General features: G+C 54.3%; 22 protein-coding genes and 1 tRNA gene. 14 read left to right on the top strand and 9 right to left on the bottom strand.

Features of this window, described 5'->3' with window-relative positions:
• Positions 1 to 33 precede the first annotated feature (33 nt).
• Both gatC and rpmB read right to left on the bottom strand, forming a co-directional pair.
• Entirely contained in the window at positions 34 to 333 is a 300-nt protein-coding gene (gatC, locus tag CA54_RS26935; RefSeq protein WP_146374074.1) for an Asp-tRNA(Asn)/Glu-tRNA(Gln) amidotransferase subunit GatC, read from the bottom strand.
• A gap of 78 nt (positions 334 to 411) precedes the next feature.
• Positions 412 to 672, bottom strand: a complete 261-nt coding sequence (gene rpmB, locus CA54_RS26940; protein ID WP_146374075.1) for a 50S ribosomal protein L28 — start codon at positions 670 to 672, stop codon at positions 412 to 414.
• A gap of 690 nt (positions 673 to 1,362) precedes the next feature.
• Here rpmB and csrA point away from each other — a divergent pair.
• The gene (gene csrA / locus CA54_RS26945; protein ID WP_145378109.1) at positions 1,363 to 1,566 is read left to right on the top strand and encodes a carbon storage regulator CsrA; all 204 of its coding nucleotides are present in this window, start codon (positions 1,363 to 1,365) and stop codon (positions 1,564 to 1,566) included.
• Positions 1,567 to 1,956: 390 nt separating this feature from the next.
• Here csrA and CA54_RS26950 read toward each other — a convergent pair whose 3' ends face one another.
• Both CA54_RS26950 and CA54_RS30035 read right to left on the bottom strand, forming a co-directional pair.
• Positions 1,957 to 2,166, bottom strand: a complete 210-nt coding sequence (locus tag CA54_RS26950) for a hypothetical protein (protein WP_146374076.1) — start codon at positions 2,164 to 2,166, stop codon at positions 1,957 to 1,959.
• Positions 2,167 to 2,315: 149 nt separating this feature from the next.
• Entirely contained in the window at positions 2,316 to 2,444 is a 129-nt protein-coding gene (locus CA54_RS30035; protein ID WP_261343767.1) for a hypothetical protein, read from the bottom strand.
• Between the two features lie 423 nt (positions 2,445 to 2,867).
• Here CA54_RS30035 and CA54_RS26955 point away from each other — a divergent pair, with 423 nt between their 5' ends.
• Complete coding sequence (locus CA54_RS26955; RefSeq protein ID WP_231963214.1) at positions 2,868 to 3,890, top strand: DUF1573 domain-containing protein; 1,023 nt, start codon at positions 2,868 to 2,870, stop codon at positions 3,888 to 3,890.
• Positions 3,891 to 4,075: 185 nt separating this feature from the next.
• Here the strand turns inward: CA54_RS26955 and CA54_RS26960 are convergent, their stop codons facing one another.
• Positions 4,076 to 4,852, bottom strand: a complete 777-nt coding sequence (locus tag CA54_RS26960) for an RNA polymerase sigma factor (protein WP_146374077.1) — start codon at positions 4,850 to 4,852, stop codon at positions 4,076 to 4,078.
• 144 nt (positions 4,853 to 4,996) lie between these two features.
• Between CA54_RS26960 and CA54_RS26965 the strand changes: the two genes are divergently transcribed.
• Positions 4,997 to 5,854, top strand: a complete 858-nt coding sequence (locus CA54_RS26965) for a hypothetical protein (protein WP_197532867.1) — start codon at positions 4,997 to 4,999, stop codon at positions 5,852 to 5,854.
• Positions 5,855 to 5,903: 49 nt separating this feature from the next.
• Here the strand turns inward: CA54_RS26965 and CA54_RS26970 are convergent, their stop codons facing one another.
• Positions 5,904 to 7,664 (bottom strand): ArnT family glycosyltransferase, encoded by a 1,761-nt coding sequence (locus tag CA54_RS26970; RefSeq protein ID WP_146374078.1) that lies wholly within the window; start codon positions 7,662 to 7,664, stop codon positions 5,904 to 5,906.
• Between the two features lie 539 nt (positions 7,665 to 8,203).
• Here CA54_RS26970 and CA54_RS26975 point away from each other — a divergent pair.
• The 7 genes from CA54_RS26975 (at position 8,204) to CA54_RS27005 (ending at position 13,724) form a co-directional block, all read left to right on the top strand.
• Positions 8,204 to 8,968: a class I SAM-dependent methyltransferase gene (locus CA54_RS26975; protein ID WP_231963224.1), complete on the top strand. Its 765-nt coding sequence runs from the start codon at positions 8,204 to 8,206 to the stop codon at positions 8,966 to 8,968.
• 349 nt (positions 8,969 to 9,317) lie between these two features.
• Positions 9,318 to 9,391 (top strand) — tRNA-Arg (locus CA54_RS26980).
• 417 nt (positions 9,392 to 9,808) lie between these two features.
• Positions 9,809 to 10,237: an RrF2 family transcriptional regulator gene (locus CA54_RS26985; protein WP_146374080.1), complete on the top strand. Its 429-nt coding sequence runs from the start codon at positions 9,809 to 9,811 to the stop codon at positions 10,235 to 10,237.
• A gap of 81 nt (positions 10,238 to 10,318) precedes the next feature.
• Positions 10,319 to 10,948: a c-type heme family protein gene (locus CA54_RS26990; protein WP_146374081.1), complete on the top strand. Its 630-nt coding sequence runs from the start codon at positions 10,319 to 10,321 to the stop codon at positions 10,946 to 10,948.
• Positions 10,949 to 11,062: 114 nt separating this feature from the next.
• Positions 11,063 to 11,608 (top strand): c-type heme family protein, encoded by a 546-nt coding sequence (locus CA54_RS26995; protein ID WP_146374082.1) that lies wholly within the window; start codon positions 11,063 to 11,065, stop codon positions 11,606 to 11,608.
• A gap of 92 nt (positions 11,609 to 11,700) precedes the next feature.
• Complete coding sequence (locus tag CA54_RS27000; protein WP_197532868.1) at positions 11,701 to 12,273, top strand: c-type heme family protein; 573 nt, start codon at positions 11,701 to 11,703, stop codon at positions 12,271 to 12,273.
• A gap of 104 nt (positions 12,274 to 12,377) precedes the next feature.
• A complete protein-coding gene (locus CA54_RS27005; RefSeq protein ID WP_231963215.1) occupies positions 12,378 to 13,724 on the top strand; it encodes a hypothetical protein in 1,347 nt (448 codons plus the stop codon).
• Between the two features lie 47 nt (positions 13,725 to 13,771).
• Here CA54_RS27005 and CA54_RS27010 read toward each other — a convergent pair whose 3' ends face one another.
• From CA54_RS27010 to CA54_RS27020, 3 genes are all read right to left on the bottom strand, one after another.
• Positions 13,772 to 13,990, bottom strand: coding sequence for a hypothetical protein (locus CA54_RS27010; protein ID WP_146374083.1), 219 nt, complete (start codon positions 13,988 to 13,990; stop codon positions 13,772 to 13,774).
• 164 nt (positions 13,991 to 14,154) lie between these two features.
• The gene (locus CA54_RS27015) at positions 14,155 to 15,018 is read right to left on the bottom strand and encodes a hypothetical protein (RefSeq protein WP_146374084.1); all 864 of its coding nucleotides are present in this window, start codon (positions 15,016 to 15,018) and stop codon (positions 14,155 to 14,157) included.
• Complete coding sequence (locus CA54_RS27020) at positions 15,015 to 16,136, bottom strand: prenyltransferase/squalene oxidase repeat-containing protein (RefSeq protein WP_197532869.1); 1,122 nt, start codon at positions 16,134 to 16,136, stop codon at positions 15,015 to 15,017. The genes CA54_RS27015 and CA54_RS27020 overlap by 4 nt, the downstream gene beginning before the upstream one ends.
• A 1,106-nt stretch (positions 16,137 to 17,242) precedes the next feature.
• On the opposite strand from CA54_RS27020, the gene CA54_RS27025 reads away from it, so the two are divergent.
• The 4 genes from CA54_RS27025 to CA54_RS27040 all read left to right on the top strand — a co-directional run bounded on the left by CA54_RS27025 (position 17,243) and on the right by CA54_RS27040 (position 24,228).
• On the top strand, positions 17,243 to 17,689 hold the full coding sequence (locus CA54_RS27025) for a hypothetical protein (protein ID WP_146374085.1): 447 nt from the start codon (positions 17,243 to 17,245) through the stop codon (positions 17,687 to 17,689).
• Between the two features lie 850 nt (positions 17,690 to 18,539).
• Positions 18,540 to 19,175: a PEP-CTERM sorting domain-containing protein gene (locus CA54_RS27030; protein WP_146374086.1), complete on the top strand. Its 636-nt coding sequence runs from the start codon at positions 18,540 to 18,542 to the stop codon at positions 19,173 to 19,175.
• A 300-nt stretch (positions 19,176 to 19,475) separates the two neighbouring features.
• The gene (lepA, locus tag CA54_RS27035; protein WP_146374087.1) at positions 19,476 to 21,272 is read left to right on the top strand and encodes a translation elongation factor 4; all 1,797 of its coding nucleotides are present in this window, start codon (positions 19,476 to 19,478) and stop codon (positions 21,270 to 21,272) included.
• A gap of 472 nt (positions 21,273 to 21,744) precedes the next feature.
• Positions 21,745 to 24,228 carry a DUF1559 family PulG-like putative transporter gene (locus CA54_RS27040; protein ID WP_197532870.1) on the top strand — a complete coding sequence of 828 codons (2,484 nt, stop codon included), beginning with the start codon at positions 21,745 to 21,747 and terminating at the stop codon, positions 24,226 to 24,228.
• The last annotated feature ends 52 nt before the right edge of the window (positions 24,229 to 24,280 follow it).

Raw genomic sequence — 24,280 nt, forward strand, 5'->3', positions numbered from 1 at the left:
TGGCGCAAGCCCACCGCAAAAATCCGACCGCGGCTAAGACCCTTCCAGAATCTGCGGAACGTGGAAGTAACGACCGTCCGACTTTGGGGCGTTGGCCAACGCTTCGTCCCGCGGCAGGGATTCGCGGATTTCGTCTGTGCGAAAAACGTTCTTCAATTCGATCGCATGAACCATCGGCTCGACATCTTCGGTGTCCAGCTCGTTCAATTGATCCATGTGCCCCAGGATTTGCGCCAACTCGGAGGTGAGGCTATCCAGTTCCGCGTCGCTCAATTTCAGCCGCGCTAGAACAGCCACCCGCTGGATTTCATCACGTGTCAATTCAGTCGTCATGATCGTGCCAGAGCGTTCTCAGGAGACGCGCAGCGACAAGCTGGCAGGGTCTCCACCAGCATATCACGCCGCTCAGGTTTATTTTTCAGGAAGTGTAAACAACTTCCGCACGACTGCTTTTTGCACACGTCCGCCACGGATGCACTGCACGCAGACCCGCTTAGAGACAGTCCCGCCACCCTCTTGCACGCGAATTTTCTGCAGATTTGGCTTGAACAACCGCCGCGAAATACCCGTCGTTTGGCGTCCGTTTCCGCCCAGATACTTAGCCTTACCCCGTTGCGTCACCGAATTGCCCTTTTGGGCGGTCTTGCCGCAAACTTCACAACTCGCACTCATGACGATAATCCTTACGTTTGTTTACATTTATGTCGTACCGGGCACGGGACAAGTATAATCAGCCTCACCTTGATTGCAAGCGGTCGCTGACACACTTTTGAGGGCTATTTTCGACACTTAGCCCTCTCTCAATCGCCCCTCTGCACGAATCCGACATTCATCCCGCCACGGGGCGGCTGGCCGGGTACCGCCCACTCCTCATCTCCGGCAATTCGGCCAAGATCGGGAATTCTCCAACGCCTTGGCCTGATATTGCCTCTTCGCCCTACCACTCATCCACCGATCGAGGGCCAAATTTTTCCAAAATTGGTCTTGTCTCAATTCGTCGCAGGGTATATATACACTCGTCCAGTGACGCAAGTGTGATCCACTCGGAAAGAACTGGTTTTAGGATAAGCTTTTCTTTGCGGATTGCAAGATTTGCGTTGCGAATTGCAAGACCTCCCAGAACGTTGGTTGAGTGGCCCAGAGCGGGAATAAAATTCTTCAGAATTTCATATTCCGTAAACTACCACTTAACATACGGTTGTAGTATCTCAAAAATATGGGAGGACGAGGGATGAACTCCTCTGGCACACAGTTCGCTGATGCAAAGGATTGCCTGAAGCATTCGGCCGATTGGGGCCATTGCATTCAATTAGTTGTCCCGCGTTTGACCAAACGCGATCCACCAAAAATAGGAGGGGAGCGATGCTAGTACTTGCCAGAAAACGGAACGAATCGATACAGATTGGAGATGACATTGTCGTCAAAGTGATCCAGTGTGGCCGCGGAGTTGTGCGACTGGGGATTGAAGCCCCGGGCCACATTCGTGTCCTTCGCTCGGAACTGGCTGAGACGTTTCTCGAAGAAGCCTACACCGGGAAATCGGTAGCCGGCGCCTTCACTGCTTAAGACCCGTTTCAAAACCCGGTTGCGATGGTTCTAGAAACTTGCAAAACCGTGCCAGCAAAGCACGTCAGAGGGTTTTGAAACGACTTGTAAGACTTTCCCGTTGCCGCAACATTCCAAACGCTGGAAAACGTCAGCGGCAACGGGCCGACATTTCAAGTTGCCGTGCCATACGGCGGCGGCAACGTCCTCGGGGAATCCTGACCCAGACCTACCTCCAAGACGATATTCTTCCCCACGACGTTGTCAGCCGCCCATGCTTTTCCACGAGCCGCATGCACCGACCGGCACGCCGGTAAAACGCTACGTCGGCATGTCTATAGAGTAGAGGTGCATCTAAAAGCAGTCACCGCTACCGGTACGAAATTCCCCTCAGGGATTACGCCACGTCTGCTAATAGCAGTTGCCAAACGGCACGCACTCCCGGCAACCACACTCCCGGCAATACCAGTAGTAGACATTGTCGAAATGGATGTTGTCGTTGACACAGTCATTGAAGTCGTCGACTTCCTGGTAATAGGCGTTGCTCAACGGGCCGCTGCTACAGCCCGGAACTGCCACCAGTAGTAATGCTGCGAATGCCAGCGCCAAAAAGTGACGCATGCTGCCGTCTCCCCCCAGAGTGCCGAAAATGCAAGTTCTGCTGGGGATATCGACTATTAGGGACGCGCGGCTTAACGCAGTCTTGCAATGATTTGGCTGCGTCGACTGAATTGCAAATCCTACAACCCACGAACCGGATGAACGACCGTCTACTTCACGCGGGTGATTGCCCATCCGACCAGAATGAGCGCAATCACAACGTGGCCGTAATCCTGCAAGGTCATTGTCTGCAGGAGATCCAGCATTTGAGTCACGTAATGGTCGGCGAAACGTTTCATGAGTGCTCTCGGGGCGATTCAAGCTCCGGACAGAGAAACAGAGAAAACGAACGGTCTCAAGGATTTCGTCAAACATAGCCCAGAACCCCTATCGCGGCCAATTCCGCAGTTGGCAAATCAAGCAACGGCGACAATTCAACGGGAGGAGCGACGACGTGTTCCCATTGAACGGGTTGTACGCGAGATTCTGGCAAAGCACGAAGCGAACGGTGGCACATTGACATTTTGAGAGGGAGCCATTAACCTCACCGACGACTGATGTCGATGACAACAAATACCTTATGAGATGATCCAGCAGCGGCAACGCCGGCAGTTGAGTGCCGCTTGAAAACACCCCGGTCAACGAACGGAGACTATTCTGGACCGGTCCTCCAACTTCGTCGACGGCTTGCCGTTTTGAGCTCGCCAAAGTGAGATTTAGTTATGCGTCTTATGATCATTCAGCGTTCGTTTTTTTTGGTGGCTGGCTTATTGGCATGCACAGCCACGGCCACAGCTCAAAGCCCTGGGTGGGCTGAAGCGATGTTCGAAGAAAAAAACCACGACTTTGGTGTGATCGCTCGTGGCGCGGAAGCTACCTACCGGTTCAAAATCACCAACAACACCAACCAGCAAGTCCATATTGCCAACACGCGAACGACCTGCGGATGCACAGCTGCACGCCCCAGTCGCGACCTGTTGGAAAGCGGCGAAACCGCTTACATCGAAGTCTCGATGAACACACGGAAATTCACACGTAAAAAAGACTCCAACCTGATCGTCACATTTGATACGCCGTCTTATGCCGAAGTCCGTTTGCCGATCTCAGCCTACATTCGGACAGACGTCGTCCTGACGCCGGGCATGGTGAACTTTGGCGCCGTCGCCAAAGGAACAGCCACACAAAAGGTAATCGACATTGCCTACGCCGGACGTGACGATTGGAAAATTCTGAAAGTCGAAACCAAAAACCCAAACATCACTGCCAAAGCCATTGAAAAAGAACGCAATGCGGGACGCGTGAAATACGATCTGGTGGTCGATCTCAAAGGTGATGCCCCTGTCGGTGATCTCCGCAATCAACTTTTCCTGATTACGGACGACACGAACAGCCCGCGCGTGCCGGTGTTGATCGAAGGGCGGGTAGAAGCGGAAATTACAATCACGCCCCGCGCCGTTTCTTTTGGCGTCTTGACCGCCGGCGGAAACAAGAAAACCGTGAACGTTGTTTTACGCGGACGCAAACCGTTTACTATCGAGAAAATCGAAAGCGAATCGGGTAACGCCGCCTATCAAGTTCAACTTCCCAAAACGACTAAGCCGGTTCATGTGTTGCCGCTGTCATTCGTTCCTTCGAACAAGCCCGGCAAGTTCGCCGAGACGTTCACCGTGACGATCAAAGGCATGCCCGAACCGATCCAATTCACTGCCCGCGGCGAGATCGCCGCGGCGACGGCCGAAAAATAGGCCGCTACTGAAACTACTTTTTCGCTGCCTTGATTCCCGCAAAGGACGCCAGAGAAGGATTCTCCGGGTGGTCCGTCCCTTACGGTTCTCAATAAGATACCAATGCCCCGCCGAAACGTTTCGGCGGGGCATTGGGCGTTTACGGGCCTCGGTGAATTGCGGTGAGCGAGCTTTCTATGCTGTCGTTATTCCCCCCGCCGTCGCCGCAAAGCTGAGCGGCAGTAGGGGTCGAGTTCCAATTCGACCAACTCGTTCTCCAACTCATCCAGACGCGGATCGTGCAGTGATTTCGAGACCTCATCAAGCAGCATTTCGGCGAATTTGTCGCGAGCACGCTGCAGCGTCTTTCGCATGCCCGCCGCAGTGAATACGGGTCGTTCTCCCTGCATTCGCACGTTGAGTTGTTCAGCGGCGGCGGTTGAAGTGAGCTGAGGATGCTCGGTCTGGAATTTTAACACCACGTAGTAACGGCGTCCCTTGCGGCGATCCCCCTCTTCGAGTTGTAGCCACGTCCGCGACAACAATTCGTTCCGCCAGGTCCGGGTGAATTCTGCTTCGAGCGCAGCTGCGGGATTTTTGAATTCGCTCGGTTCAGTTTGAATGCTGCCCGGTTTTTTGCTGAGCTTGCGGCGGTACTCGATCACAAGATTGATCAGTGCCGATTTTAGATACGCCCGAAAGCGCCCCCGCGATTGGTCCGCATTACGAAACGATCCCTTGGAAATCCGCAGCGCGAATTCTTGAAACAATTCATCCGCGGCATCGGGATCGCGGACCGCGCCGAGCAAATAGCGATAGACGGCACGCGAATACTGATCGAAAAACGTTTGAATCGCCCGCTTGTGTCCGATTTCGGCGCCGCGACTGGCGTCCAAAATCATCTTCCAATCGGTTTCGATCTGACTCAATCGAGCGTCGAATTCGTCCGGTTTCATGCGTAGCAACCGATCGTGTTGGCCCATAGTCTTCGCAGAGAACGCATCAGCGGTTATTGTAAGAGCCGCGGTGAATGCGAACAAGCACAGTTGCGGTTCCTGGAAGGAATGCCCGTGGAGTTGACCACCGTCTCCCCCTTTTTTGTTTCTCCTGTCCAATGAGGTTTTGCCATGAGGTTATTGAATCGATGCATGGGCGGAGTGTTGCTGGTCGCGGCGCTGAGCCATGCAGCCTTGGCTGCTGACGAACCCGCACCGCTTTCGTTATCGTGGCAAAAGAACATGCTCACCATTTCGGGCGCGCATTTGCCGGGAGGTCCGCTCAAAATCCATTACATCGAGGCGTATTGCCGACCCGGTTCGACCGATCGAGATTGGCGAGAAACCACCATCCAACATGAAACCCAGCAAATCGACGCCGCCAAAGACGGCAGCCGTTTGCAACTGCAATGCAGGTTGGCCGATGGCGTGATTGTGCAGCACGACATCCGCGCACTGGCGGATAACATTGATTTTCAGATCACAGCGACCAATCCCACCCAAAAACCGTCGCTGGCATATTGGGCGCAACCTTGCCTGCGCGTCGATCGATTTACCGGCCGCAATCAGAAGACCTATCTCGACAAAGGCTTTGTCTTCTACAACGGACAACTGACTCGCATGCCCACGTCCGATTGGGCGACCAAGGCCCGCTACGTGCCTGGACAAGTTTGGGCGCCTCGGCATGTGGATCGCAACGACGTCAATCCCCGCCCGCTGAACGACACCGTCCCCAGCAACGGCCTGATCGGTTGCTTTTCCGCCGACGAGTCAATGATTCTGGCTACCGCCTTTGAACCCTACCAAGAACTCTTCCAGGGAGTGATCGTCTGTTTGCATTCCGACTTCCGCATCGGCGGCTTAAAGCCGGGAGAAACAAAACAGATCCGCGGCAAGATTTACATCCTCAAGAATGACATCGGAGAATTGTTGCGAAGATACCGCAAGGACTTCCCCGAACACCACAAACCAAGCGGCAACAAACAATAATTCCTGACCATGATTGGCCCACCGGTGGAATAGGATGTCGTTCCGCTGGCTATTCGATAATCCGATAGACGGAAAAAGCATCCACGGGAATCTCGGGATCGATATTGTAAGGCACGGTCCCCCAAACACTGCTATAGAATCCGGCGTTTGCTTGACCACACATGGAATGCACACCGAAACGCGGCTGCGAAGAATCCATCTCCTCGATCAGCGCAATGTTGAACATCCTGGGATTCAGCCTCGCGTTGTTGAGCGGATAAATCATGATTCCCGTTTTATTCAAGTGGTAGCCTCGCAGCTCGTCGAAGGTTAAATCGGCATCAAAATCCAACGGCTGAGCGCCTTCCTTTTCCATGTAATATTGAAACCCCCAATGCCCGGCAAAAGTGACTTGCTCTCCATTTTGAATCAGCTCCCGCACGGTGGTCTGAGCGAATTGCCGTCCCACACTGGCAAAGTCGTAGTCCGCAATGGCTACGATCAATGAAACCAACAAAGTTGGTCCCACGGCGACTTTGGTCCAGAAAAGCCAGACTTGGCTTTTCTTCAGCGACTCGCCCCAGCGAACGACCAGCACACACAACGGGAAGATTGCTAGCAGTACGACGCGGACATTGACGGACCAATTGATAAAACTGCAAAAGAATAACGTGCCGAAAAACCACAGCCCCAAGAGCAGCGAATCCCCATCCCGTCGGGCGATGCAACTTGCGATCGCGATCACCACAGCAATGGATCCGGCAAATGCCATCGCGTCGGTGATTTCCACATAGCTAAAGTCGATCTGCCTTCCATCCGGAAAGGAAATCGCAAACCATCCAGCGATGATGGTGAAGAGCAGCATTGCGACCAGCCCCATTTTCAGCCACCCGGAAAGAAATCGACAAGCTGGCAACAAGAACAACGGCCAGACTAAGGAACCACCTAAAAACGATAACGCAACGCGCACGCCGTCCACCATTTCGTTTCCCGCATCCTCGGACAATGCAAATTGCTCGGACATGGAATGTTGCTCGGACGTTGAAAAACGAGCGGCTGCTAATGGGTGAAAGAGACCGTACTCGGGTTGGGACATCGCATAAAATCCCCAGGCCGAAACCACCAGGACCGGCACGCAGAAAACCCCCGCCCAGCCGACAACCCACGACGGAGAAATGGCCGTTTTCTTTTCTCTGCGCGCCATCCAAATCGTCGCCGCCAACCAGACCGTGAGGAGAGGAATCAGGGCGATCCCAAAATACTTGGTCATCGCTGCAGCCGCGGAACAAACAGCAGCCAGCCACAGGAACCTGGGGCGATTGGTATTCCGGGCGAGAATCGCAAAGTAAACGGCCAGTAGCCAAAAAAAGAGCAACGAAATGTCGGCCATCAACGTTGTTGCACTGACAAAAAAACCGGGGCACAGCACGGCCAACAATGTCGCTAGCACAGGATGGGTGCACAATTGCCGCGCGATTTGAAACATCAAATAAGTACACCCGGCAGCGACTAAGGCCCAGACCACATGCAGCGGAATTTCGTTTTCCCCCACAAACAACAGGGCGCCGGCCATCAAGTAACTATGCAGCGGCGGGTGCAAGCTGATCTTCCAAAGCGATTCGTCTTTGCCGTCCCAATTCAGGGTGCTGCTGTAGGGGTGGAGTGGATCGCGTAGAAAATCCGCCCCCACGCGCACATAAAACGTATCGTCGATGTGAATGGCCTTGCCGGCGAATAGCAACAGCAAAACGAACAGCAAAGCGGCGAGGCCTAGGCCATAAACCCAAGGATTCGCTGGTAATCTCTGTGGTCGCGTATCTGGCTGGTTCATGCGAAAACCATTATTTTGATATGGTGATTACCGACCATGCGCAACTCAACATCCCCGGCACGACCTTTTTGTTTTTTCAACAGTTCCTGCGCGGTGCGTGCGGAGTCGAAGTATTGCAGAATCAACCATTCCGAACAAGTATTGCCAACAGTGGCTAAACACCATTTTGCCCGCTACGAGTTCTTGTTAGATTGAATTGACATCCATCACACAACAGACTTGGCGATCGCCCTTTTCAATCAACAAATCCCCCATCCGCATAATCGTTCATAATGCAGCCAAGTCTCTATTCTCTGAAGGTCACGCAAGTCGATCCTCAGGCAGCAGGCGTCGTCGAGACTCCTGCTTGCCCTGTTTGCGATAATACGTCTGCGATTCCGACCTTCTCAATTGAGGGTTTCACGCAATCGGTCGTCAATTGCAATCACTGCGGACTGGGGAGCCAATCCCCCCTACCCGGCGAAGACGAGATTCGTGCATTCTATCCACACGAATACTATGGCGATTCGGGTGAGAAATTCCGCACGATTGTGGAAACGATGATCCGGCTGGTCGCAGCCCGCCAAGCCAGGGCGATTGCCAGCGGACTTCCCCCAGGCGCTCGAATTCTTGATGTGGGATGCGGGCGGGGCGTGCTGCTTCGCGAGATGGCCAACCGAGGACACGAAGCACATGGCGTCGAAAACAACAGCGAGGCGACCAAAGGCATCGACCCTCGCATCCACGTGCGCATTGAAAACCAGTTAGCAGATGTCGAATATCCGTCAGACTATTTCGATCGCGTGATCATTTGGCACGTACTTGAGCATCTGCCAAACCCCAAAGAGACGTTGCAGGAAGCACATCGTATTCTAAAGCCAGGGGGAGACATCATCGTTGCAGTGCCGAATTACTCCAGCATCCAGGCACGCTGGGCCGGGCCGGCTTGGTTCCATCTCGATCTTCCACGCCATCTGTACCATTTTCCCATCTCAGCATTAAAAACGCTTTTAGAAAATTGCGGTTTCACCTGTCGAGCCGAACATCATTTCTCCCTCCGGCAAAATCCATTTGGCTGGCTGCAAAGTATACTCAACCAGTACGATACGCTGCCCAAAAACTCGTTGTATGAACTGCTGCATCGTCGGGGGGAAGGGACGGGAGAATTACTCGGTTTCTGGGGTCGATTCCGTTTGAAAACGATGTTCCTTTTGGGCATGCCATTCGCAACCATCATGGCCGTCATCGCAGCTCTCTGCCGCAGAGGAGCCACGGTTCATGTGGTGGCAACGGCTTTGCCACTGGTCGAGGAAACACAAAACTAACTCAAAGTTTCCGAGTCGGGTTTGGATGAGCTGGAAATTCGCACAGGTCGGGGCGACGCCGCTGCCAAGAATTCTGGTTCTCCCGGCAAAGTCCCAATCCGGCCCCAACAAAGGCTTGCTAACTGAATACGGACCCCCACAAATTTCTTCTACCCGTTGCCTCACAACGTGAAGAATCGTGAGGGAACAGGCCCTATCACCGGTCCTGTTTACTGCAGTGCTGGAAAGCGGTAGAATTCGCCACGACCTCAAACGAACCGACCCAACTGAATTGGTGTCGCAAGAGGCGTAACGGCCACCAAAAAAAAGCGATGGAGAGAACTCAAAACCCCCTGAACCAACAGCACACGCGCCCGTAGCTCAGCTGGATAGAGCAACGGACTTCTAATCCGTAGGTCGGTGGTTCGAATCCACCCGGGCGTGCTTTGTAAGCCGCTGCTAGGCAGTGGCTTATGGCGTTCTTTGGGGGCGGGGTTTTGTGTTGGTTTTGGCCTTACTCCCCTGATGCTGCCGGTATGGATTGCGTGCGGGGCATTGGCGATTGGCCTCAAGCGGGAGGGACGGCGGTTTGGTCTCAGCGTGACTTGCTCGTTGGATCTTGGGTGATTGGGGGATGCGGGATTATTTTGATCTTGCAGTTTGGGGAGCCGCACCAGGCAATTTTGGGCGCTAGGGACTCGTTTTTTTAGCAGATTTTTAGGCAGCATCTGTTCTGTTGATCACTGAGATTTCACCTGGAAAGGAACTCGCTGAAGAATGACTTGACGCTGCTGGAAATGCAGGCTACAAAACATGCATAAGCGGTGCATATTTAGCCTGTTTCTCAAATTTGAGTTCCTTATGCGACTGACCACCCATACTGATTTCGCCTTAAGAACGCTGATGTATCTTGCGTCGACCCGAAAACGGACGACGGCGGCGGAGGTGGCGCAGCTCTATAAAATCTCCACCCATCATATGTCCAAAGTGGTGAACCAACTCGCGCGGTTGGGATATGTGCGCAGTATCCGTGGAATCGGCGGGGGTATCGAACTCGCTCAGCAACCCGAAGACGTCCGTCTGGGCGATGTGGTTGAAACCTTTGAGGGAAACATGCACCTCCTGGATTGCGTCGCCACCGAAGACGTGTGCGCGATTCAATCGTTTTGCAAACTGAAAGGCGTGCTGGCCGAAGCGGAGCGGCTTCAGTTGGAGTATTTGAACAGCCTCACATTGGCGGACGTCATTCCCACAAAACGGCAATTCAATCGCATTGAATCCACCGGATAAATCACCATCCGTTTATTCCTTCCCTCGCCCCCCCTACCCCAACCTCCCCCCAACATTCATTTTTTATCCCAGGAAGTTGAAATGAAACACCTTCCAGAATTGGCCGTTATTGCCATGTTTGTCTCGGTGGCAATTATAATGGCAACGACGGGACACCCGCGCGCCGCGGTGGCAGAAGAAACGGCCGCCGCTAAGCAAACGGCTGCGGCCGACAAAACCCGCGAGCCAAGACCGGCTACGAAGACGGGGGTGACACTCGAGATTGCCCGCGATCGTGCGGAAATCATGCACGATGTCTATGCGGCCACATTGGAAGTGCTGCACGAACGCTATTTTCACGGAGCACGGGCCGCGGTTCCCGCCCGCGCCATGCAGGATGTTTTCTCGACGATCCAGCGCAAATCGAGGGTCGAAGCACGCTGGATATCGGTGAACATGGAGCCGATGAGCATCGACCATGAACCCAAAAGTGACTTTGAAAAGCGGGCGGCCCAAGCAATTTCCGCCGGCAAGGGGCACTTGGATGTTGTGGAAGAGGGTTTTTATCGCCGCGCGGGCGCCATCCCGCTCGACGATGGATGCATTGGGTGCCATGCGGGCTTTGCCAAGAAACCAACCGATGATCCGAAATTTGCCGGATTGGTTATCAGCGTCCCGCTCAGCCAACAAAAACCGGCACAAGTCAAAACGCCCAAAGACTCGCCGCGTTAAAAAATAACGGACCGAGCTTTTCCGAGAAATGCGGACGAGCCCACTGCTCATAATTACCATTGTTAGTCACTCGTAATTTTTTCCACCTTTAGAATTTGATGATCGGAAAATAAGATGCAAAAGACGTACGCCATCCTATTTGGTGGGGCTATGGTGATGGCCGTAGCCGGTATCGCTTTGACCGGAAACCGTAGTTCGGTGAATGGTGCGGAACAAAAAGGGCCGGACAAAGCAGCCGTTGAGCGGTCGAAAAAGACAGTGCAGATGTTGGACAACATCTACAAACAAACGATCGTGCTCATCACCGACAAATACGTTCACGACGAAGACGACTTCGCCGCGGGAAGTGCGGCTGTGTTGTTGTTTAAAAACATCTCGGATTCAGGGTCCCACAAGGTGCGGCTGATCGACGTCACGGGCGAACCCTACGAAGAAAAGAATGTCGCGAACGACGATTTCGAGCGTGAAGGCGTTAAACGGCTCAAAGCCGGCGCTAAGATTCATGAACAAGTGGTCACCGTCGACGGCAAACATCAATTGCGGACACTGACACCAGTACCGGTGGTGATGGAGAGGTGTGTGATGTGCCATGGGCATTATGCGGACGTGAAAAAAGGCGCCCCGATTGGCGCGATTAGTTACACCCTGCCGATCGAGTAACACACGATGAGGCCTCTGCAGCTATTATTGATTTCCTCGCCGCATCGTTACAATGGGCGATGCAGCGATGGCCGATCACAAGGATACTTAAAGTGAAACAGCATGCTGGCATAATACTCTCGATGATAGCGGTCGTGCTGTGCGCCGTGGTACTTTCGCCGGGTCGATTTGGAACGCCGGCAGGTCACATCAACGCGGCGGATAAAGCGGGCGAGAACAAACAAGCGGAGGACAATTTACCGACGACCGTACTCGAAGCTCGCGGTCGCGCGCGGTTGTTGCATGAAACGATTCATGGGGCATTGCAGGTGGTCCATCGCGATTTTTTCTTAGAAGATGAGAGTGTGATGATCCCCTCCCAGTCGCTAGAAGACGTCTTCTTAGAACTGGCTCGCGGTCATCATGTCACTCTAAAATGGCTGGTGGTCAACGGAGGCGTGATGAACGTCGACCACAAACCGGCTGACGCATTCGAGAGAAACGCAGTTGTCGCCCTAGCTGATGGCAACCAGGAGTTCGAAGCCACTGAGGGAAATTCGTTTCGATATGCTGGCGCAATTCGCTTAGCCTCGCGGTGCCTGAAATGTCACGTTCCCAATCGAACGGATACCAAAGACCGCACGGCCGGACTGGTGATCAGTATGCCGTTGAAAAAACCAGAATGAAAAGTTGGTAATGTAAACTCTCGTCGATACTCCGGCGCGGTTGCGCCGGCAGTAAGACTTCGGCGCGAATGACAAAACGTGGTTAATGTGAATCCAAAAACATCATGAAATCCCGCCTCAGAATCATTACGAACTTCCCAGCCACCGTGCCTCGACACCTCGGACAAGCAGTCGTCGTGTGGGGCATCGCAACCGTGTTGTTACTGGGCCACAACGCGACTGCGTTGGCGCAGCTGGAATTTGAAAAGGCGCCGATTAACTATGGCGACGCTCCCACCGAGAACCCCATCTCCAAACTGCAATCCCAACTCGATGCGGGACAGGTCAAACTCGAATTTGATGAACAGCGGGGCTATTTGCCGGCGGTTTTGAAGTTGTTAGACATTTCGCCTGCGTCGCAAGTGTTGGTGAAATCTAAAACCAGCTTTCAGTTACGACGCATCTCGCCGAGACACCCCCGCGCGCTGTACTTCAACGACGAATCGTATATCGGCTGGGTGCAAGGCGGGGATGTCCTGGAAGTGATGACGACCGACCCGCAACTGGGAGCCCTGTTTTACACACTCGCCCAGGACCTGGATGATCCTCCGCAATTCATACGCGATCAAGGCCAATGCATTATCTGCCATGCGTCGTCACGCACACAGGGAGTGCCGGGCGGACTGGTTCGCTCAGCCTTTGTTGATCCGGGCGGACAGCCACATTTTGGTTCCGGAACGTTCAACATTGATCACCGCAGTCCGTTTGATAAACGTTGGGGTGGTTGGTACGTCACCGGCACGCATGGGACGATGCGGCATATGGGAAATGTCGTCTCGGAGAATAAACGAAAACCGGAACAGTTGGATCGAGAAGCGGGGGCAAACGTCACGGATCTTTCCGAACGGTTTAATGTGTTACCCTATCTGACTCAACATAGCGATATTGTCGCATTGATGGTTTTAGAACACCAAACCCAAATGCAGAACTTTCTCACCCTCGCGAATTTTGAAAGCCGTTATACGGCGCATTCCGACAGCATTATGAATGCCGCTTTGGATCGGCCGCCGGAGTACGAGAGTGGTGCCACCAAACGCCGAACTGAGGCGGCGGGCGACAAGTTGCTGCGGTATCTGTTGTTTGCTGACGAATTCCAACTCACTGCGCCCGTGAAAGGAACATCGGAATTTGCGAAGGAGTTTTCCCAGCAGGGTCCGCGGGATAGTCGTGGACGTTCGTTGCGGGATTTTGATTTGCAAACCCGGATGTTTAAGTACCCCTGCAGCTATTTGATTTACTCAGCTTCGATCGACCGCCTCCCCGCCCGTGTGAAAAAATACGTCCTCCGACGGCTTAAGGAAGTGCTCACCGCTCAAGACACAAATGACGAATTCTCAAACCTCTCGGCCGAAGATCGCAAAGCAATTCTCGAAATTTTGACTGAGACCAAACCCGATTTGTGGCAGCCCTGACCCGCCTCAAAGATCATGCGATTCCACCCATCACTGCACGTCCCGATTCAGGACGATGATGCACCGGCTCCCTCATCACGGTCCGCCGTGAAGGCTTGGCGCAGTTGCTGTAAAACCAATTGGGGGTCCTGCCCTGCTTGTTGGCAGGCATAGTCCAACGAGATTCCGGCGCAGGAAGAGTCAATTCCCAGTTGCTGAAAGACTACCAACGACTGCGGGTACTCGATCACCCAATCGGGGACGCTGGTCTCCAGGTCACATTGCATCGATAATCACGCCTCTCGCTGATAAGAATGACCCTGCTCGAAGGTATCGCTCGCTTGCACTGGCCCCACAAGCGATGAATTTTAGCATACGCATCGCCATCAGCCCAATGCCCAAACTCAACTCGGAAGGCGTGACCGTCTCGTATTAACACTTTGGTCAGCGGCTAATTGGAAGAACTGCGTTCTTCGCTTGCGCTTTTGGGGCCGGTGATCGCGTATCTGACGATGTAGGTCTTCGCGGCGATTTCCAAATCGGCAGTGGGAGTGTGCTTCTGTTGGAGTCCGCCTCGGAACTCAGTCGGAGCAGTCTCCGCCGTGCGATACTCGAACCAAACATTGGGGGCGTCTCCGGTGAGTTGAAAACGGATCGCCTGACCGGGTGTCCGTTCAACGGCCGCCACGCGCAAAGTGGTATTCGGAATGTGGGCATCGCCGAGCATCAGGAGGGTACGAGGTTTGCCATAGGGGTATGCGAGAAACGCGCCGAAGCCGGTGATCTCTCCCCCCTGGTCGGGCCACGCATGGTTGAGTTGCTGCGCAAACTCGCTGACAGACTCAGCATGTTGCGCCAGCTCGGCCGATTGCCCGCGGAGCCGGATCACGTCCCAATTCGTTCCCAGCAATCCCCATCCCATTGCCAGCAACAATCCGAAGGCTGGCAGAGCAAGACGTTCGCGGCCGCGCCCCCAAAAGACAGCGGCGACGGCGAGAATCAACGTGAGACTCGCCAGCAGGTAACCGAACAGTGCGGCCCCTTGCGACGCGGCTGAGTCTGCCTTGCCCACGACGATCGGCACATACTCCCCCCACGGTTGTGACCACCAACGAAGCCTGCTCAAAAGTGGTGATGTGTCGGCTGGAGCATCTCGGTCAAAGTAGAACAAGCCAATCAGCGTCATCAACGCAATCGCGTTCAGCATGATCAACGACCAGACGATACGCCGGCAGGTCGATCTGGATTCCCCATCGCTAGCCAAATCTTCACTAATAGCGATGTCGCCAACCGGACCGCTGCCGGCTGCTGTCATTTTGATTCCCCCTTCGCATGCGCGAGCGAAAGCAATGCAAATGCCGTGCACAGCCGCGGATCGTTCTCAAACCACTGCTGGTTCTCGTTCACCCAAGACCCATCCGGATGCTGCGATTGGGCAAGTTGCTGCACAAGGTCGGCTCGCCAAGTCTGCTCGCCATCGGGCGTGGTAATGACATCCAATCCCGAGGCTTCGAGAGCGGAACCCAGTGTGTTGTAGTAGTAGAAAAGTCCGGCGAGTCCTTGGCCCGGATTCTTACTGACCGAGTAGTGTTGCGAAATCCATTTGAGGGCGGCCTTTGCCCGCGGGTCATCCTTGGTCAAGCCGGAGTAAACCAGGCTTTTAAACCCGGCATAAGTCATCGAACCGTAGCTCCGCAGCCCGCCGTTGGGTGTGTACCGTTCCGATGTCGAGGGATCGACCTTCTCAGTCGGGATCACATAGTAGAAGCCCCCGTCGTTGACTTTGTCGGCAAACTGCGTGTCGTTCCCCTCTCCTTCAAGGTTTTGACAACGGGAGACAAAGAGCAGCGCTCGCTGCAGGGCCACATCATTGGACGGTGTGTCGACTGCGTGCAGAGCCTCGATTAAGAATGCGGTGTTGGACAGATCCGGCCGTTCCTTGCCGCTGTAACCGACGCCACCGAAATGCGGGTCGGCCTTGTCGATGCCATCGCCGGCGCCGATCTGCAGACCACGAACAAATCGCTCCGCGTTCTTCAGAGCCGTGTCGTACCGCCCGTCACCGGCAACACGGTTCGCCTCGGCAAGCGCCATGATCGCCACACACGTCTCGTAGTTGCGTAACCGGTCGCTGGTATAGATACCGCCGTCGGTCTGAATTTTACTTTCGAGGTATTCCAGCCCCCGCGCAATGAGCGGGTCGTTCAGTTTCAGTCCGTTACGCAGACCAGCGGTAATGGCGAGCGATGTGACTCCCGAGCCAACTCGCGGCGAGATCGCCCCATTGGCATCCTGCCCTTTATCACGGAGAAAAGTCAGCCCCTTCTTGACGATGCCGGCTCGCTGCTCCTCGACGGAGCTTGGAGACGAAGGCGTTTCCGCCTCAGGCGGCGCGGCCAATAGTGCGGTCGTCAAAAAGATGTTCATGATCATGGTCGATCTCTCTAGCAAAAGCAGTTGGGTTCGGGGGAGTGGAACAGCACAAACGACCGTAGGGCATTTCGTTGCCGCCGTCCGGCTTGAAGCGCCTCATTGTTCAAAAGCGAAAATCGTATGGTTGAAGCAAATCACACACTGCTAAACTGGATGCAAAAAGTGTTCCAGTTGTGTGGTAACGATTTCATAGTGGGATTCTTCACTCGCTGCGGAGGTGTGGCGATTTTTCCGCCACCGGTGGCCAATTATTCGACGGCGAGTCTCTGGGTGAAATAATTTTTGTAGACTGGTTGTCACCAAATCCCGATCCGAGTGCGGACCTAGTCATCCAGCTAGATGCGTGGGGAGCCCCATCCGCTTTGGAACGAATGCCAGCTCAGTTGTCGGTATTGCTTTTTCACCAATTCGGATGGTTTCGATTGACGATCCCTTAAAAGCCACTACCGTGTTGAGATTGAATCTCGACTCCAAAACAAAGCTCAGATGGGAGAACCGCCGTGAGCAAACAGCCAAGTGATCAGCCCATTCCGCAGTCAGTTCCACTCAATGTTTCCCCGTCTCCACTGCATGGAACGGCCCGTTTTGCCCGACAATTGAGGATCGTTCTCTTCTGTTGTGTCTCGCTAGGCCCAGAGATAACTTCCAGAAAAGTTCTCGATTTCTTGGATTTCTGTGACTGAAATGCGCTCTATATTTCGCATTACTTCAGGGAGTCGTCAAACCAGAGTTCTGGAAACTCGACAATGAGTGACAACAGCCAAACAGAAGTATCGATTTTTCTCCCACGAGATCGAAGATGACGCCGACCGCTCCGCGTTCATCCAACAGGCATTCACTGCAAATCGACAACCCTATCTTTACGATAAGTTGCTTCAAAAACCTCTGACGCGTCTCGCTGACACTGATCTGCAAATTTCCAGTACAAGCTCAATCGGGTTTTGAAACTGGTTCGACCAATAATCGGCCGGTGAGGCCGTTGTCGGGAAACACCTCCTCACCAGCTAGGAACCTCGCCGTCGTGCGCTCAAATTGCGCGCACCCGGCGGTGGTCTGCTTTGCATGGTTACTGGAGTTTCGCAATTCCGAAAGCAGCGGCGCACGAGATGAAAGTGATACGTATTGGGACCACAGTTCTGCTGACCGTAGCGGTTGTTCTCGCAATGACAAACGGAACCCTATGGGCCAATAAGCACAACAAAAAGAAGTCTCATGTCATTTCTAAGCCCTTCAAAATCAACGGGGGTGGGGAAGCGGCCTACTTTCCATTTCCCGGGCTGCCCCCTACAACCTACTACGCCGACGGCACCGCCACACAACTCGGAAAATACCACGCCGAGGGCGCATTCCAATTCGATACGGTCGACTTTGAGACGCTGACCGGAACCTTTTCCAGCGGCGAGACGCCCACCGTGTTTACCGGCGCGAACGGCGACCAGCTGGTCTGCGATTTCGCGGGCACCTTCTCAGTGATTCCCCAAGGACGGCACATTTGTCGGCGTGTTCGTTGCCACATTCACACCAGTGTGCGACCAGAACACCGGGCAATTTAAAAGGATAGTCGGCGGCAGCTTCGAGATGATCGCCACGACCGATTCCTTTGAATCGTTTGAGGACATTGACATCCCGTACACATGGGAAGGTGACGGAGCATTCCTGTGGAAGAAGAAAAAGAAGAGATAAAACCGGCAATCGGATGAGACCGTTTTCGCGAAACACCTCCGCACCTAACGGGTAGTTCGTATGATGAGGGCGCGCCATGAGAGCCGATGGGTTGAAAGAATTACATATGTGCATCTGATTGAACGTCGGTAACGATTTGCCAGCGGTGATGGCCAGGCGTTTTTAGCCATTTCTTGAAAACCGAGAACCTGAGGGAATTTGGATGTTCGTTCTCCGATTCTAATTCGTCTAGTTCTGTAGACCGCCGTAATGATTCCCATTTTTGGCAACACCTTTTTGGGCTGAGGACGTCGTGTCCCTACTCGCTCAACAGTCAATGTCTCCATTCGAGACGGTGTTTCATGTTTTTACCGACGCCACGACCATCCTCATGGCGACGGGAGTGATTTTGCTGCTCCTGCTTTTGCTTGTGGCATTGCTCGCCAATCCCCTCCGCAGGCGGTGGCACGAGTGGCAATGGAAGCGTGCCCGCAAGAGTCGGCGGAGACGGGATCACGATATTCCCTGGCGCAACTGATGCGGCAATCCGCATCGTACTGATGTGGATGTGCGTGCTGAACAACGAATTGCGCAATTGCGCAAAATGATGTGGATGTGTGCAATTTGTCACGAACAGGTCAGACTCTAGTTGACGCCTTGAAAGAGACGACACAATAATGCGGTTGCTTCCCTCAATCTGACAACGCAACCACCCCAGCACATGGAGCGAGGAAAATCAATATGAGAACTTCAAAGATGTTACTCGCATCAATCGCGATGGGCTTTTTATTGGCTGGCGCGGGTCGGAGTGCTCAAGCAGAGTTGATCACGAACGGGACGTTTGACACCGACCTCGCAGGTTGGACGATTATACAACCCGGTATTCCTACCACTTGGGTTTCCGGAACAGCGCATGTTGGACGACCGGGTACGCCGGGCATTTCGATTTTTGAGCAGTCGTTCGACATCCCCATTGGCACGGAAGCATTGTCCATCAGCTTCGATTATGAGTGGCAGGTGATGGCTCCCGTCGAGTTCGAAGACTCCTTTTTGGCCGAGTTCGTCTACCAGTCAACCACGGCCCCGGATCCAAAAACGGTGACGCTTGTAGACCAGGGTAGCGACGACGGCGTCTTTGGGTCTCCCACCGCGTTCAGCACAATCATCTCGCTCATTGACCTCGACAACATTTCAGACAACGGCACAATCCGCTTCACTCTCACGGAAAACAACTCGCCAGTCGGGACGCGTATCGAGCTTGACAATGTAATAGTCAACCCCGTCCCCGAACCCAGTACCTACGCTGGATTGGTCGGCATCACCTGTGTGTCGTTACTTGCTTACAGTTGGCGAAGCAAACGGCAACAGGTTGCCTGAAATAGGCTACGATACACATCCCAACCGTCGACGCCCGCGCGTCGGCGTTTTTTTTGTGCGCTATGCTGCCACAAAAGTGGAAGCAGCCCCCGTTCAACGCCTTTGAGCGGCTCGTCATTTCACAACGCGGCTCGAATTCACTAGGAATCGCTGCGTCGAATGGAAGCTGACGACTTGCCAGCCGAAAATGAACCATTTCTGAACCTGCGGCCAAGGTTCTGACGCCAATCTCCTGATTCTGCGGTTCCGGCAGTGTCGTGACGTTGGTCGTGCCTGCCGCTTTCTGATAAAACTACGCCCATGAAACACATTCGAAATTTCTGCATCATTGCACATATTGATCACGGCAAGTCAACATTGGCGGACCGGCTGATTCAGACCTGTGGGGGCGTTACGCAACGTGAGCTGCACGAACAGATGCTCGACTCGATGGAAATTGAGCGTGAACGGGGCATCACCATCAAAAGCAATACGATTACGCTCGATTACCGGGCGCCGGATGGCAAAGACTATCTGTTGAATCTGATCGATACGCCGGGCCACGTCGATTTTTCGCACGAAGTCCGACGGTCATTAATGGCCTGCGAAGGGGCGTTGATCATTGTCGATGCGTCTCAGGGCGTGGAAGCGCAAACGGTTGCGAACCTTTATCTGGCGCTGGAACACGACCTGACCCTGCTACCGGTGATCAACAAGATCGACCTTCCTTCAGCGGACGTCGATCGTGCGCGCGAAGCAATTGATGCGGAATTGGGGCTTGATCCCTTCGAAGCAATCCCCATCTCTGCCAAGAATGGCATCGGCATTGAAGACGTGATGATCGGTATCGTCGAGAAGCTGCCGGCTCCCCAGGGCGATCCGGATGCTCCGCTCAAGGCACTCGTGTTCGACGCGCAATTCGATAAGTTTCGCGGGGTGATTCTGCAGGTCCGCGTGCTGGAAGGGACGCTCAAGCCGCGGGATACGATCCTCTTCATGCACGCCGGTCGCAATTTTACGGTCGATGAAGTGGGCTACAACCAGTTTAAGCTCAACCCCAAATCACAGCTCAGCGCCGGAGAAGTCGGTTATGTCGTCGCTGGTGTCAAAAGCGTTCAGGACATCGAGATTGGTGATACGATTACCCTGCAGGACCGGCCGACCGCAGAAGCCATTCCCGGCTACCAAAAAGCCAGACAGGTCGTCTTTTCGTCCATCTATCCCATGGACACGGGTGATTACGTGGAGCTGACCAAAGCTCTGGACAAACTGGTGATCAACGACGCCGCCCTCACCTATGAAAAGGACAGCTCCGCGGCGCTGGGATTCGGGTTTCGTTGCGGGTTTCTCGGATTACTGCATCTGGATGTGATTCAAGAGCGTTTGCGGCGGGAATTTGACATCGGCCTGATCATCACAGCCCCTTCGGTGAAGTACAACCTGACGTTGGTGGACGGTTCAACGCTCGAAGTCGACAACCCGAGTAACTGGCCCCACCCGACGACCATCCAGTCCGCCAGCGAACCGTACATCAAAGCGTCGATTCTGACTCCCGAGACGTACGTCGGGCCTGTCATGGAACTGTGCAGGGAACACCGCTCGGAAAGCCAGACGATGAACTATCTGTCGGCCAGCCGGATCGAAGTGACCAGCGTCATGCCACTCGGCGAAGTCCTGTTTGACTTCTACGGCAAGCTGAAAATGATTACGCGCGGATACGGATCGTTTGACTACGAGCCAATCGAGTATCGAACCACCGATGTGGTGAAAGTCGATATTCTGATTAACAAGGAACCGGTCGACACGCTTTCCTACCTCGTTCATCGCGAAAAAGCACGGCCGCGAGCACTGCACTACTGCGAACGACTTGCCAAGGAAATCCCCCGCCACCAATTCAAGATTCCAGTCCAAGGGGCCATCGGCGGTGAAATCATTGCGCGAACAACCATCGCGCCGTTCCGCAAAGACGTGACCGAGAAGCTGTACGGCGGCGACGTGACGCGGAAGAAGAAGCTGCTCGAAAAGCAGAAGAAGGGCAAGGCAAAAATGAAGCAGTTCGGCAGCGTGAATATCCCTCAAAAAGCATTCGTCTCCGTCCTTCGCGCCGAGAACGATTAGGGCCTAAGGTGGTTTGTACGAGTACAGCGGCAGCAACGCGCACAGCCGAGGCACGCCCGCAACCGGGCCGTCTGGTTGAACGGGTCGCCACCGAAACGGATCAACGGTATCTTTTCCCTGTGCTCGCTCACGGCGGAACATCTCTGGGTGCACCGGTGAGCGACACGTAGCCGTTTCCTCCAAAAAAAGGGGAACCGACTGCGGCGCACGTTGAGAAGGGGGGAAATTCTTGACTTCCCGTATTATCTATGGGACACTCGACATCTGCGTTCGACGTGTATTTTTAGGCGAAAATCAACAGCGTTGATCGCGTTTCGGATTGCCGATTGGTTACAATAAGGCTTGCAGATGATTCGTGTCGGTGCTCGCGATTTCCGCTCGGTGACCGCCTGATCATCGCTTTGATAAAAACGGCACGGATGTTATGCGCTCACTTCAGGCCGAAACCAAATTCACAAACGCGGAGAAAGTGATGACCAAGCGACTCTGGCTGGTGTATTTTGTTTCGCTGTGCGTCTTGCTTCCAGGCTGTGGGAAAGAGGAGGAGCCGGCGCCACCAGCGCAACAGGCGCCGGTCGCCGTTGCCAAACCCAAGCCAAAACAAAAACCCAAACCGGCCCCCCCCGCAGCCCCATCCGAGCCGGTCGATGTGACGTCGCTCATCCCCCCCTCGCTCACAGCCGCCATGGGCGCGAAGGTTGACGCCTTGCCGGGGATTTCCGAGAAAATGGGAGTGGACTTCGCTGCTGAATTTCGACCCGCCACGATGATTTTGGCGTTGTCCGGTTTTCAACTCGCGGATGTCGAAGAGTTTTGGGTGGGCTCCAACCCCGCAACCAGCGAAGGCGCTCTCTGCGCGAAAATGGTCAAACAGTATGACCGCGCCCAGTTACGGGGCACGCTGCGTATCGGAGAGCCGTTGGGCAAGATCGACGGAATTGAACTTCATGCGTTACCGTCGCCGGACGGTGTGGAAAGCGCCGTGGCGTTCGTCGATGAAAAAGTCCTCATGCTCGGAAGCCGCAAAACGGTGGAATCCGCTTTGAAAAAGCCAGTCGACGGACCTGTGACATTGGGACTCGCTGCCGCGAATACCGAATCGCCTGCCTACTGGGTGGCCGGTGGTCCTGACGCATATTTGCAACAGTTGGCGTTCCATGGATTTGGCGGTTTCACGTCGAATTCTGACGCCAATGTCCCCCCTGTCGGTTTTGCGCTGGTCTTTCCATCCAAATCGCACCCGGGAGCCAAGAATGGTGCAGGCGGGCCGGTGCCCAGAAAAGGAGTCAAGGTTCGTCTTCGCAGTCGCGGGGAGCAGGAGGAGGAAGAAGAGGAAGAGAGACGACGAGGTAAGGGGAAGAATAAAGAGCGAGGCCTTGAAAGAGGTTTGGAGAGAGGCTTGGCCAAGGACAAAGATAAAGGCGACGACCAGGGCAATAATAACGCGGTGGAGAACAAGGGATTTGCCGGAGGACTCCGACCGCGTAATGCCGCCGTCGCTAAATCCGCAAGCGGTGCGATCGCCGTTACGCTTGGTTTTGCTTTTCAGGACGACCAACAGGCCGTACGGATGGAACGCCGTGTGCGAAGCGTGATGGACGCCATGCCGGACACATTAAAAACGGCTGCGACCTACAACATCGCGTGGACCGATTCTGGAAAAGATGGTAGCCACCGGGGAGCCGACGCCAATGCCAACCCCCTGGGAATATTGGGCAAACAACTTGGCAACACCCCGCGCCAGCTTCCTCACGAATTCGGTCCCGCGGAACACCCCACTGCGGTGCCCTCCCCGGCTCTTCCGCAAGTACGCCCCCTTTGGGCTAAAGATAAAGACAAAGGGGATGGTAGGAGTGGGCGTAGACGCAAGGGGCCGCAACCAAGGAATAATAATGCCGGACGCGGTGGCGCGAACGGGCCCAACAAACGGGATGATCAGGACGGGAGAAGTCGCTTTGGAATTCGTCCGCCGACTAATCGTCAGAATAGTGATCCTGGAATTCAGTTCCAGACTGTCGATGTTGCGTTTGAATATGAATTGACACGTGAAAATAATTTTCTCCGCGTGGATGCCACAATGGATCTGCCGCCATCGATGATTTCCGTCGCCGCAGCGGCCCAACAAGCGGCCGGTGGGTCACTGAGTGGGGGCGGTCTGCATCCCGGAACACTTACAATGGTTTCTGCATCCATGAGTTTTTGGAGCAACCAAGCAGGCGGCAATCGTCGCGGTGTTCGGATGGTCAAAGATATGCCCATTGTCGGTGGGTACAGCTGGATGACCGAACTGCTCCCCTATATGGGGTATGCAGAACTTTATGGGGGATTGGACTTCGAGAAGAGTTGGATCACGCATCCGGAAAATCATCGCATCGCCCGCACGGTGATTCCGGAATTTCTCAACCCAGGCGCCGACACCGCCAAATGGCAAGGCTATCCCTACAACGGATTGGGCCTGACACATTTTGTCGGGATGTCGGGAGTGGAAGACGGCCCGAATGTTGTGGCTGCGGCGTTGAGTCGAAACGATCCCCGCGCGGGATTCTTTGGCTATGACGACATCGCAAAACCACGTGAGATCACCGATGGCGCGAGCAAGACCATTATGCTGATAGGTTCGGGCCGGTTGGCCGGTCCTTGGATTCAGGGAGGGGGCGCCACAATTCGCGGAGCGCGGGAACCTTACTTTGACGAACTGAGCGGATTCCAATCCCCAGGATTGAAAACACCTGGCAGCGTCGTTCTTTTCGCTGACGGCTCCAGCCGCGAAATCTCGGCCGACATCGACCCGGAAGTATTTCGCGCCATGTGTACGATTCATGGCGCCGAGACGGTGGATATTCCCAGCGGACAGCCCTTGCAAACCGGGATTCCCACGCCAACACCGACTCCAGCGCCTGCAGCTGGGAACGGACTGCAAGGTGTGATCGATTTCTTTAAATCGGGTGGTCAATAATCCGTCAGCTCAACCAACTAACACCGGCCTCCACAACAGAAAAGAAAAACGG

It is taken from the genome of Symmachiella macrocystis, assembly GCF_007860075.1.
Classification (GTDB): domain Bacteria; phylum Planctomycetota; class Planctomycetia; order Planctomycetales; family Planctomycetaceae; genus Symmachiella; species Symmachiella macrocystis.

Coding starts and splice junctions, on each gene's coding strand:
- CA54_RS26955 (WP_231963214.1), top strand. CDS start 2,868: ATGCGTCTTATGATCATTCAGCGTTCGTTTTTTTTGGTGGCTGGCTTA.
- CA54_RS27040 (WP_197532870.1), top strand. CDS start 21,745: ATGACCAAGCGACTCTGGCTGGTGTATTTTGTTTCGCTGTGCGTCTTG.
- CA54_RS26975 (WP_231963224.1), top strand. CDS start 8,204: ATGATCCGGCTGGTCGCAGCCCGCCAAGCCAGGGCGATTGCCAGCGGA.
- gatC (WP_146374074.1), bottom strand. CDS start 333: ATGACGACTGAATTGACACGTGATGAAATCCAGCGGGTGGCTGTTCTA.
- CA54_RS26995 (WP_146374082.1), top strand. CDS start 11,063: ATGCAAAAGACGTACGCCATCCTATTTGGTGGGGCTATGGTGATGGCC.
- CA54_RS27025 (WP_146374085.1), top strand. CDS start 17,243: ATGAAAGTGATACGTATTGGGACCACAGTTCTGCTGACCGTAGCGGTT.
- CA54_RS26960 (WP_146374077.1), bottom strand. CDS start 4,852: ATGGGCCAACACGATCGGTTGCTACGCATGAAACCGGACGAATTCGAC.
- CA54_RS30035 (WP_261343767.1), bottom strand. CDS start 2,444: ATGAAACGTTTCGCCGACCATTACGTGACTCAAATGCTGGATCTCCTG.
- CA54_RS26990 (WP_146374081.1), top strand. CDS start 10,319: ATGAAACACCTTCCAGAATTGGCCGTTATTGCCATGTTTGTCTCGGTG.
- CA54_RS27015 (WP_146374084.1), bottom strand. CDS start 15,018: ATGACAGCAGCCGGCAGCGGTCCGGTTGGCGACATCGCTATTAGTGAA.
- CA54_RS26970 (WP_146374078.1), bottom strand. CDS start 7,664: ATGAACCAGCCAGATACGCGACCACAGAGATTACCAGCGAATCCTTGG.
- CA54_RS27030 (WP_146374086.1), top strand. CDS start 18,540: ATGAGAACTTCAAAGATGTTACTCGCATCAATCGCGATGGGCTTTTTA.
- CA54_RS26985 (WP_146374080.1), top strand. CDS start 9,809: ATGCGACTGACCACCCATACTGATTTCGCCTTAAGAACGCTGATGTAT.
- lepA (WP_146374087.1), top strand. CDS start 19,476: ATGAAACACATTCGAAATTTCTGCATCATTGCACATATTGATCACGGC.
- csrA (WP_145378109.1), top strand. CDS start 1,363: ATGCTAGTACTTGCCAGAAAACGGAACGAATCGATACAGATTGGAGAT.
- CA54_RS27020 (WP_197532869.1), bottom strand. CDS start 16,136: ATGATCATGAACATCTTTTTGACGACCGCACTATTGGCCGCGCCGCCT.
- CA54_RS26950 (WP_146374076.1), bottom strand. CDS start 2,166: ATGCGTCACTTTTTGGCGCTGGCATTCGCAGCATTACTACTGGTGGCA.
- rpmB (WP_146374075.1), bottom strand. CDS start 672: ATGAGTGCGAGTTGTGAAGTTTGCGGCAAGACCGCCCAAAAGGGCAAT.
- CA54_RS27010 (WP_146374083.1), bottom strand. CDS start 13,990: ATGCAATGTGACCTGGAGACCAGCGTCCCCGATTGGGTGATCGAGTAC.
- CA54_RS27005 (WP_231963215.1), top strand. CDS start 12,378: ATGAAATCCCGCCTCAGAATCATTACGAACTTCCCAGCCACCGTGCCT.
- CA54_RS26965 (WP_197532867.1), top strand. CDS start 4,997: ATGAGGTTATTGAATCGATGCATGGGCGGAGTGTTGCTGGTCGCGGCG.